The organism is Marinobacter sp. (genome assembly GCF_041686475.1).
In the GTDB taxonomy this organism is placed as follows: Bacteria; Pseudomonadota; Gammaproteobacteria; order Pseudomonadales; family Oleiphilaceae; genus Marinobacter.
On sequence record NZ_JAWLDU010000030.1, the window covers coordinates 28,886 to 38,957 of the forward strand.

A 10,072-nucleotide genomic window follows, 5' to 3' on the forward strand; every position below is an offset into this window, starting at 1 on the left:
CGCCATGACCGATCAGGAATCAGCGGTTCTGCTCAGACAACGTGCCGAAGGTGTCACCGAAGTGGTGCTCAACCGCCCGGACAAACGCAACGCGTTCGACGACGTCATCATCCAGCAACTGATCAACGCGCTGGAACAAGTGAACGCCGATGACAATACCAACATCGTGATCCTGCGCTCCGAAGGCAAGCACTTCTCCGCCGGAGCGGACCTTGGCTGGATGCGCCGGATGGCAGATAACACCCGCCAGGAAAACCTCGACGACTCGCGGGAACTGGCGCGGCTGATGGACACCCTGAACCACCTCGGCAAGCCGGTGATAGGCCTGGTTCAGGGTGCGGCCTTCGGCGGTGCCGTTGGCCTGGCAGCCTGCTGTGACATCGTGCTTGCCACCGAAAAAGCCAGCTTCTGCCTCAGTGAAGTAAAGCTTGGCCTCATCCCGGCCGTGATCAGCCCCTACGTGGTGCGCGCCATCGGTGAACGCCAGGCCCGACGCTACTTTATTACCGCCGAAGTCTTCACGGCCCGGCAAGCCGAACACTTCGGCCTGGTACACGAATTGTGTGAAGACGTGGACAAAATGGAACGCCGCTGTGACGCACTGCTGCTGCAGCTTGCACTCAACGGTCCCGAAGCCATGCAATCGGCCAAGGACCTGGTGTTCGCCGTCAGCCACAAGATCATCGGCAATGACGTCATCGACGACACTGCACAACGCATCGCGGACATCCGGGTGGGTGCCGAAGGGCAGGAAGGGCTCAGCGCCTTCCTGAACAAGCGCAAAGCCAACTGGGTTCCGGAGGAAGAATAATGTTCAGCAAAATCCTGATCGCCAACCGCGGCGAAATAGCCTGCCGGATCATACAGACCGCCCACCGCATGGGCATTCGTGTTGTCGCCGTCTATTCTGATGCCGACGCCGACGCCCGGCACGTGGCCATGGCCGACGAAGCTTTCAATATTGGTCCGGCTCCCAGCTCTGAGAGCTACCTGAAAGCCGACAAAATCATCGAGGTGGCAAAAGAAAGCGGCGCCCAGGCCGTTCATCCCGGCTACGGTTTTCTTTCCGAGAACACCCAGTTCGCCGAAGCCTGCGAAGCCAACAACATCGTGTTCATCGGCCCGCCCTCCTCCGCGATCGCAGCCATGGGTTCCAAGTCCGCGGCCAAGGCCATCATGGAGAAAGCCGGCGTACCCCTGGTGCCGGGTTACCACGGTGACGACCAGTCCCCGGACACCCTGCGCAAGGAAGCCGAAAAATGCGGCTTCCCGCTACTTCTCAAAGCCGTCGCCGGCGGTGGTGGCAAGGGCATGCGTGTAGTCGAGCGTATGGAAGACTTCGACGACGCCCTGGCCGCCGCCAAACGGGAGTCGAAGAACGCCTTCGGCAACCCGGACATGCTTATCGAACGCTACCTGACCCAGCCACGCCACGTCGAAATCCAGGTGTTCTGCGACAAAAGCGGCAAAGGCGTGTATCTGGCCGAGCGGGACTGCTCCGTGCAGCGCCGCCACCAGAAAGTACTGGAAGAAGCCCCGGCCCCCGGCCTGAGCGAAGATACCCGCAAGGCCATGGGCGAAGCGGCGGTCAAAGCCGCCCAGGCCATCAATTACGTGGGCGCCGGCACCGTGGAATTCCTCTACGACGTGGACGGCTCCTTCTTCTTCATGGAGATGAACACCCGCCTGCAGGTAGAGCACCCGGTTACCGAAATGGTCACCGGCCAGGACCTGGTGGAATGGCAGTTGAAAGTGGCCTGGGGCGACCCGCTGCCGCTAGAGCAGTCCCAGGTAAAAACCCGGGGCCACGCCCTGGAAGCACGCATCTACGCCGAAGACCCGGACCAGGACTTCCTGCCCGCAACCGGCAACCTGCGCTACCTGAGCACGCCGGATGAAAGCGCTCACGTGCGGGTGGACACCGGCGTCACCGAAGGTGACGACATCAGCATCCACTACGACCCGATGATCGCCAAACTCATCGTGTGGGACGAAACCCGGGATCAGGCCATCAACCGCATGGTTCAGGCCCTGGAGCACTACCGCATCGCCGGCGTTAAAACCAACATCCGCTTCCTCCACGCCCTGGCCGATGCCCAGCCGTTTCGGGAAGCGGAGCTGACCACCGGCTTCATCGACGACCACCGGGACCTGCTGTTCCCGAAATCAAAACTCGACACCCACAAAGCCCTGGTACTGGCCGCCGGCTTCGTGCTGGAGCAGCGCAAGTCCCGGGAAGTGATCAGCACCGACCCCTGGTCGCCGTTCGGCCGCCAGAACAGCTGGCGCATGAACTCGGAATACGCCCAGCCACTGCAACTGCAGGTAGGTGACGAGATTCACGAACTCAAGGTGCTGGAACGGGACGACCGCTACCAGGTATTCGTTGGTGGCAGCGTGTACAACCTCACCGCCCGCCTGGACGACGACTTCCTGCAGGCGGTGATTAACGGCCACCGCATCAGCATCCACGGCAACCTGCACAACAACCAGTTGGTGCTCTTCTACGAAGGCGACACCTTCAACTGCACCGTTTACCGGGAAACCTACGGCTTCGAGGAAATGGCCGGCGAAGGCAGCCTGGCCGCGCCCATGAACGGCGCCATCGTGGCGGTGCAGACCAAAGTGGGCGACAGGGTCACCGCCGGCCAGAGCCTGGTGATCATGGAAGCCATGAAAATGGAACACGCCATCAAGGCCCCGGCCGACGGCGTGGTCACCGACATTTTCTTCGCCGAAGGCGACCAGGTCTCCGAAGGTGCCGAGCTGATTGCCATTGAAGTCACTGCAGACGCGGAAGAGGAGGCAGGCTGATGCCCTTCCCCGACAAGGTAAGACTGGTTGAAATGAGCCCCCGGGACGGACTCCAGAACGAACCCGGGGACGTAATCGCCACCCACATCAAAACCGGCCTGATCGACCGGCTGGCCGACTGTGGCCTCAACCACATCGAGTCCGCCAGCTTTGTGTCTCCGAAATGGGTACCCCAAATGGGCGACGCGGCCGAGGTCATGGCCGGCATCAAACGCAAACCCGGCGTGCGCCACTCCGTACTCACCCCCAACCTCAAGGGCTTCGAAAATGCCCTGGCGGCCGGGGTAGACGAAGTCGCCGTCTTCGGCGCCGCGTCCGAGTCCTTCAGCCAGAAAAACATCAACTGCTCCATCGCCGAAAGCCTGGAACGCTTCCTGCCCGTCATGGAAGCGGCCAAGCAGCACCACATACCCGTACGCGGCTATGTCTCAACGGTTCTCGGCTGCCCCTACGAGGGCGACATCGCCCCCGAACAGGTCGCCAAAGTCGCCAAGGCCCTGGCCGAACTCGGCTGCTACGAAATCTCCCTGGGCGACACCATCGGTGTGGGTACACCGCTGAAAGCCAAACGCATGCTCGAAGCCGTCGCCGCAGAGGTTCCAATCGAAAAACTGGCCGCACACTTCCACGACACTTACGGCCAGGCTTTGGCCAATCTCTATGCGGTACTGGAAGAAGGCATTTCGGTTATTGATGCGTCGGTCGCAGGCCTCGGCGGCTGCCCCTACGCAAAGGGTGCATCAGGTAACGTAGCCACCGAAGACGTGCTATACCTTTTGAACGGATTGGGAATAGAAACCGGCGTCGATCTGGACAAACTAGTGACTACCGGCGAATGGATAAGCGAGCAGTTGAAACGCAAAAACGGCTCAAAAGTAGGCCAGGCCCTCGGAGGAAACTGCAAATGAGCCAGAACAAAAACATAGTCGCTTTGAATCTCCCAATCCCGGAGATCAAGGACATGCCAGAAGACACCCAGAAGTACTTCCAGATCTGCCAGGAAAAACTCGGCATGGTCCCCAATGTGCTGACCGCCTACAGCCAGAACCTCAAACAGCTCGAGGGCTTTACCCGCCTGTACAACGAACTCATGATGGGCGAAGGTGAACTCAGCAAACTCGAGCGGGAAATGGTCGCCGTGGTGGTGTCCTCCGAGAACAAATGCTTCTACTGCCTGGTCGCCCACGGCGCCGCCGTGCGTGTACTGAGCGGCGACCCGCAACTGGGCGAACACATGGTAATGAACTACCGCACCGCCAATCTCGACAGGCGCCAGCGGGCGATGCTGGACTTTGCATCGCACCTGACTCGCTCCCCGGCCACCGTCACCGAAGAACACATCCAGGCCCTGCGGGATGCCGGGCTCAGTGACCGTGGCATCTGGGACCTGAGCAACCTGATCGGTTTCTACAACATGTCCAATCGGGTGGCCATCGCCAGCGACATGCAACCGAACCCTGAGTATCACAGCCAGAGTCGCTAGCAGACGCCTGCCGTCTGTTCGCTCTCGACTACAAAAACAATGGAGGCAGACAATGAACCAGACCCTACCAAGCTACACAAGCGGTACCTCCGAAGTGCCCCTGCTGGGCATGACCATCGGCGAAATGCTCGACCGCACCGCCGGGAATTACCCCGACACCGAAGCCCTGGTCGCCCTGCACCAGGACATCCGCTGGACCTACAAGGAATTCGTGGACAAGGTCAACGAAGCAGCCCGCGCCTTCATGGCCATCGGCGTTGAACGCGGCGACCGGGTCGGCATCTGGGCCCCCAACCGCTACGAGTGGACCGTCACCCAGTTCGCCACCGCCAAGGTGGGCGCCATCCTGGTAAACATCAACCCGGCCTACGGCGTGCACGAACTGGAATACGCGCTAAACCTCTCCGGCGTGCGCTTCCTGGTAACGGCGGATAGCTTCAAGACCTCCGACTACCGCAAGATGATCTACGAACTGGCCCCGGAGCTGCATGCCAGCCAGCCCGGTAAACTCAAGTCCCGGCGAATGGAAAAGCTCGAAGGCGTGATCAACCTGGACAAGCGCAGCCACGAAGGCATGTGGACCTGGAACGACTTCGTCGGCAAGGCCAGCGACGTCACCCAGCAGCAACTGGACGAGCGCCAGAGCCTGCTGCAGTTTGATGACCCGATCAACATCCAGTTCACCTCCGGCACCACCGGCAACCCCAAAGGCGCCACCCTCACCCACCACAACATCCTCAACAACGGATACTTTGTGGGCGAAAGCCAGCGCCTGACCGAGAAAGACCGCCTGGTGATCCCTGTGCCCCTGTACCACTGCTTCGGCATGGTGATGGGCAACCTGGGCTGCATCACCCACGGCGCTACCATGATCTACCCGGGCGAAGGCTTCGAGCCCAAATCCGTACTGCAGGCCGTGCACCAGGAAAAGGCCACCGCCCTCTACGGCGTGCCAACCATGTTCATCGCCGAACTGGCCGACCCGGAGTTTGAAAGCTACGACCTCTCCACGCTGCGCACCGGCATCATGGCCGGCTCCATCTGCCCGGCGGAAGTGATGAAAAAGGTCAACGGCAAGATGAACATGAAGGAAGTTCAGATTGCCTACGGCATGACCGAAACCAGCCCGGTCTCCACCCAGACCAGCTCCCTCGACCCGTTCGAGAAGCAGGTAACCACCGTGGGCCGCACACAGCCGCACCTGGAAACCAAGATCGTCGACCCAGCCAACGGCAACATCCTGCCCCGGGGCGAAACTGGCGAGCTCTGCACACGTGGCTACAGTGTGATGCTGAGATACTGGAACAATGAAGAAAAAACCAGTGAAGCCATCGACGAAGCCGGCTGGATGCACACCGGCGACCTGGCCAACATGGACGAAGAAGGCTACATCCAGATCGTCGGCCGCATCAAAGACATGGTCATCCGCGGCGGTGAAAACATCTATCCGAAAGAAATCGAGGAATTCCTCTACACCCACCCCGCCATCGAGGAGGTTCAGGTGACCGGCATTCCTGACGACAAATACGGCGAAGAACTCGTCGCCTGGGTAAAACTGGCTCCGGACGCGGAACCGGTCACCGGCGACGAACTGCGGGAATTCTGCAAGGGCAAGATCGCCCACTTCAAGATCCCCAGGAACTACAAGTTCGTGGATGAGTTCCCGATGACAGTCACCGGGAAGATCCAGAAATTCAAGATGCGGGAGATTTCTATTGAGGAGATGGGGTTGAAGAAGTAGGCGCGTTTCCGCTCATCACCGCCCGCATGTGGCGGGAGGCAACGCCGTGGCAGCACTGATAAGCGACTTTGCGTTGATCGCGGTGGTATCGGCGCATGCAGATTGCCTCTCCCGAGGCCTGGAGCTATTACCGGGGAGCCATGGAATCCTCCAGTGACATGCGGATGAACAAGGTGATGCAGTGGTTTACCGGGAATATTGGCTACCACCATATTCACCATCTCAATGTCCGAATTCCCTTCTACCGCCTTCCCGAAGTGATGGACGCGGAAGCCCGCGGCGGGGCCTAGCGTTCAGCTTTTGGCGACGCTTCCGCGAAGGCGGGTAACGAGCCAATACTCCCAAGGAGATGATATGAACAGCGAGCCGGTTCTGTTTGCCCTGGAAGGCAGCCAGGCGTTTGGTCATGCCGTTGCCGCTCAGCTTGGCGTCAGCCTGGCAGCCCAGGAGGATCGCAACTTTGAAGATGGCGAGCACAAGTCCCGGCCATTGCAGAGTTTGAGGGGCCGGGATGTTTACGTTTGCCATACCCTGTTTGGCGAGGAAACTGCCAGCGTCAACGACAAGCTGCTGCGGCTGCTGTTCTTTATTGCGACCGCGAAAGATGCCGGTGCGAAACGCGTCACCGCGCTGGTGCCGTATCTGGCCTACGCCCGTAAGGATCGTCGCTCCAAAAGCCAGGACCCGGTGACCACGCGCTACGTGGCACAGCTGCTTGAAGCCATGAGAGTGGACTGCGTGGTGGGCCTGGAAGTTCACAATCAGGGCGCGTTCGATAACGCCTTCCGCTGCCGCACGGTGCACCTGGAATCCCATAGCCTTTTCGTCAACGCACTTTTAGACCGCATTGGAAGTGAGCCAGTCGTTATTGTTTCACCCGACGCCGGTGGCACCAAACGCGTGGATCGGTTCCGGGACGCCTGGGCCGATATCGCAGGGGAGCAGCCACCCACCGCCTTCCTGGAAAAACGGCGAAGGGAGAGTGGAATAACCGGCGATGCCGTGGTTGGGGATATGGCAGATAAGGTCGCCATCATCGTCGACGACATGGTGGCAAGCGGCACCACTCTGCTGCGCGCTGCCGAGGCCTGCAAGAACAAGGGCGCCACCCGGGTGTTCGGGGTGATTACCCATGCCCTGTTCGGGCCGGGTTCGGAGCAGCTTTACCGCGCGGGGGCTATGGATCAGCTGTTCATTACAGACAGCGTGACACCGCAGCAACAACCGCAGGAGCAGGGCCAGGTCACCACCCTTCCGGTTGCGGGCCTGTTTGCACAGGCAGTTCGGGAACTGCATACGGACTGAAGATCACCCACAGGTATTGCTGCCATGCAGCTGGGTAACACCCGGTTGTTTCAGGGGGCGGAAGGAAGGTTGCCTCCCAGCATGTTCTCCACTACTGCCGCATTGTAGAAGGCTTCAACCGTCTGGATTTTACCGTTCCGGACACGAAACCAGACAGCAAGCCGGACATCCCCGATCATTTCAAAGTTGGTCCGGTAATCCAGGATTGCGAACACGTGCTCTCCGTCAGCACTGAGCTGACGGACGATCAAGTCTTTCTGGATGGCAGCCATACCGAACTGGTAGGACATCATGTCATCCGGGCGAAGGAAGCGCATGTTCGGCCCCACATACTCAAACCCTTCAGCAGCCAGTAAGGCCTTTGCCTCGTCAAAACGCTGGGCGTGGATATCCGCGATGTACTGCGCCACGATTTCTTTTGGCTGCATGATCAGACTCCATTTCTGACATGGGGATGATGTTCACCCCGGTTGCCTCATTGCACTGGCTGGCACCCGCGAACCGCGAGCGCGAGATCGGTGGTCGCTTTAATCTGATCGTAGTACCTGGAGGCCGTATTTACACCCATATCAGCGTAATTGCCGGCGGCAGGGCTGATCAACTGGGCCAGTTGGGTCCAGGCGTCCGCAGACTGGCGGTCCTGTTGATAGGTTGTGAAAGCCTGCGACTCCGGCTCAGGGGGCTTGTCACTTAAATACACTGAGTTAAGCTGTTCCTATATTAGCCAGCAAGGTAATCAGGACTATGGGACAAACCTCGGAAAACTTCAGCAATAGGCTACAGGCCATTCCCCCACTGGACCCTGACCGTGTCTCGCTGATTGAGAACGAAGGGTTGAAGGTCAAACAACTGGAACCTCTCGGCGTTGAAATTTATGGAGCGGATGTTCGCTCCAGGCTTCCCGAGCCCGTTATCGAGGCCCTGGAAGTGGAAATGGCCAATCGGGGATTCATTGTCTTCAAGCATCAGACTGATCTCTCGGCCGACGAACTGATCAATGTCAGCAAATGGTGGGGCGCCCACGAAATTCATTCTACCCATGGTGTCCATCCTGCAACGCCGGGAAGGAACAGGCACATTTTCCGCTGCTCCAACGACAGCCGCCACGGAATTCTTGGCGTCGGCCCGCAATGGCATAACGATGGCAGCTTTGAAGCGGCAACGTTTTCCCATTCCGCATATTACATGGCTCGGGCGCCTGAGCAGGGAGGGGGCACACACTTCGCCCACCAGGGAGCCGCTTTTGATGCTCTTCCCGAGGATAAGCAGGAGTTCTGGCAACGCCTTGTTTCTGTAAATTCTGCCTCAAGCGTCACTCATCCACTCGTTCACACTCACCCCATTTCCGGACGGAAGAGTGTATGGCTGCATCTGGGAATGACCGGTGCGATTCTTGAGAGGCTGCCCGAGGATGGCATGTCCATCGAGGAACTGCAGAAAGCACCGGCAACCGCTGACAAATTCCGGTTACTGAAGCCCGACGAAATGAAAGGGCTTTTCAACGACTATAACGATCTCCTGAATGCGTCTTTCGATGAGGGATACGGGATACGTTATCAATATGACACTGGCGATTTGCTCTACATAGATAACTGGGCAGTCGCTCACCGGGCATCGCCCGAAGCTCATTTGCCGTCCGAGCAGCAAGGTCTGAGAATTATGGATCGGGTCACCATCAAGTCGAAACGGGACCTGGCGCCCCACTTTGGCTTGCCCCAGTACATTAATATGAACGGGCCCCATCCATTCAACAAGGATGGCGTCTGGCAAGCTGGTGGTGTGGGATTTCGCTGGAAAGACAACATCCGTATGCAGAATTGATCCGTCATGAAAAGCTGGATTTTTCTCGGCGTTGCCATCGTCGCCGAAGTGGTCGCAACCTCTGGCCTGAAAGCCAGTGAGGGCTTTACCCGCCTCTGGCCAAGCCTGCTGGTGATCGCAGGCTATGCCATTGCATTCTACTTCCTGTCGCTGACTCTGAAAGAGATTCCCGTTGGCCTTGCCTATGCCATATGGGCGGGGCTGGGTATCGTGCTGGTCGCGTTTATCGGCTGGCTGGTTTATGGACAGACACTCGATGCCGCGAGCATAATTGGCATGGGCTTGATCATCTCCGGGGTGGTGGTGATCAACGTATTCTCCAAGACGACTCTGCACTAGTTTTGATGGCATCAGGCCGCAATTTCGAAAAACTGGCGAAGTAGAACTGGAGACAGCAACCAGGAACATCAATGACAGGAGGTCAACGCCATGAAACGCATCGCTGTCTGCTTTGACGGCACCTGGAACCGGCCGGAAGTAAACATCGGCGAAGACTTCCCTACCAATGTACTGCAGTTTGCCCGCGCCATCCGTCCCTCGGATGGCAACGGCGTCGAACAGGTGGTTTTCTACGATTGGGGCATCGGCTCCTACCATGACGAGATACTCGCCGGGGCAACCGGCCGCGGGCTCGAAAAGAACGTGATGGACGGCTACCGGTTTCTGGTTCACAACTACGAACCCGGCGATGAGATCTTCCTGTTCGGCTTCAGCCGCGGTGCCTACACCGCCCGCAGTCTGTGCGGCATGATCAATAACTGCAGCATTCTGCGAAAAGAGAACGCCAGCCAGATCCAGAACGCTTTCAAGCTCTACAAAACCAAAAAACACAAGGCCAACAGCGAACACGCCATGAACTGGAAACGCCAGTTTTCCGTGGAAGAACGCACCCCGATCAAGTTTGTCGG

Annotated in this window: 11 protein-coding genes; 10 read left to right on the forward strand and 1 reads right to left on the reverse strand. The window is 58.8% G+C overall.

The window, feature by feature from the left end:
* Positions 1-4 precede the first annotated feature (4 nt).
* The 7 genes from ACESMB_RS08875 (at position 5) to ACESMB_RS08905 (ending at position 7,343) form a co-directional block, all read left to right on the forward strand.
* The gene (locus tag ACESMB_RS08875) at positions 5-811 is read left to right on the forward strand and encodes an enoyl-CoA hydratase-related protein (protein WP_372971352.1); all 807 of its coding nucleotides are present in this window, start codon (positions 5-7) and stop codon (positions 809-811) included.
* Positions 811-2,814 carry an acetyl/propionyl/methylcrotonyl-CoA carboxylase subunit alpha gene (locus ACESMB_RS08880; RefSeq protein WP_372971353.1) on the forward strand — a complete coding sequence of 668 codons (2,004 nt, stop codon included), beginning with the start codon at positions 811-813 and terminating at the stop codon, positions 2,812-2,814. The genes ACESMB_RS08875 and ACESMB_RS08880 overlap by 1 nt, the downstream gene beginning before the upstream one ends.
* Positions 2,814-3,722: a hydroxymethylglutaryl-CoA lyase gene (locus ACESMB_RS08885; protein WP_372971354.1), complete on the forward strand. Its 909-nt coding sequence runs from the start codon at positions 2,814-2,816 to the stop codon at positions 3,720-3,722. Before ACESMB_RS08880 ends, ACESMB_RS08885 begins: the two co-directional genes overlap by 1 nt.
* Positions 3,719-4,297 carry a peroxidase-related enzyme gene (locus ACESMB_RS08890; RefSeq protein WP_372926173.1) on the forward strand — a complete coding sequence of 193 codons (579 nt, stop codon included), beginning with the start codon at positions 3,719-3,721 and terminating at the stop codon, positions 4,295-4,297. The genes ACESMB_RS08885 and ACESMB_RS08890 overlap by 4 nt, the downstream gene beginning before the upstream one ends.
* Positions 4,298-4,349: 52 nt before the next feature.
* Positions 4,350-6,038, forward strand: coding sequence for an AMP-binding protein (locus ACESMB_RS08895; protein WP_372971355.1), 1,689 nt, complete (start codon positions 4,350-4,352; stop codon positions 6,036-6,038).
* A 95-nt stretch (positions 6,039-6,133) separates the two neighbouring features.
* Positions 6,134-6,328: a fatty acid desaturase gene (locus ACESMB_RS08900; protein WP_372926171.1), complete on the forward strand. Its 195-nt coding sequence runs from the start codon at positions 6,134-6,136 to the stop codon at positions 6,326-6,328.
* Positions 6,329-6,392: 64 nt separating this feature from the next.
* Positions 6,393-7,343, forward strand: coding sequence for a ribose-phosphate diphosphokinase (locus ACESMB_RS08905; protein ID WP_372926170.1), 951 nt, complete (start codon positions 6,393-6,395; stop codon positions 7,341-7,343).
* A 50-nt stretch (positions 7,344-7,393) separates the two neighbouring features.
* Here ACESMB_RS08905 and ACESMB_RS08910 read toward each other — a convergent pair whose 3' ends face one another.
* Positions 7,394-7,771: a nuclear transport factor 2 family protein gene (locus tag ACESMB_RS08910; RefSeq protein WP_372926169.1), complete on the reverse strand. Its 378-nt coding sequence runs from the start codon at positions 7,769-7,771 to the stop codon at positions 7,394-7,396.
* A 316-nt stretch (positions 7,772-8,087) separates the two neighbouring features.
* Between ACESMB_RS08910 and ACESMB_RS08915 the strand changes: the two genes are divergently transcribed.
* From ACESMB_RS08915 to ACESMB_RS08925, 3 genes are all read left to right on the forward strand, one after another.
* Positions 8,088-9,164 carry a TauD/TfdA dioxygenase family protein gene (locus tag ACESMB_RS08915; protein ID WP_372971356.1) on the forward strand — a complete coding sequence of 359 codons (1,077 nt, stop codon included), beginning with the start codon at positions 8,088-8,090 and terminating at the stop codon, positions 9,162-9,164.
* A 6-nt stretch (positions 9,165-9,170) separates the two neighbouring features.
* Positions 9,171-9,503: an SMR family transporter gene (locus ACESMB_RS08920; protein WP_372926167.1), complete on the forward strand. Its 333-nt coding sequence runs from the start codon at positions 9,171-9,173 to the stop codon at positions 9,501-9,503.
* Between the two features lie 90 nt (positions 9,504-9,593).
* On the forward strand, positions 9,594-10,072 hold a 479-nt coding region (locus tag ACESMB_RS08925; protein ID WP_372971357.1), incomplete at its 3' end, for a phospholipase effector Tle1 domain-containing protein.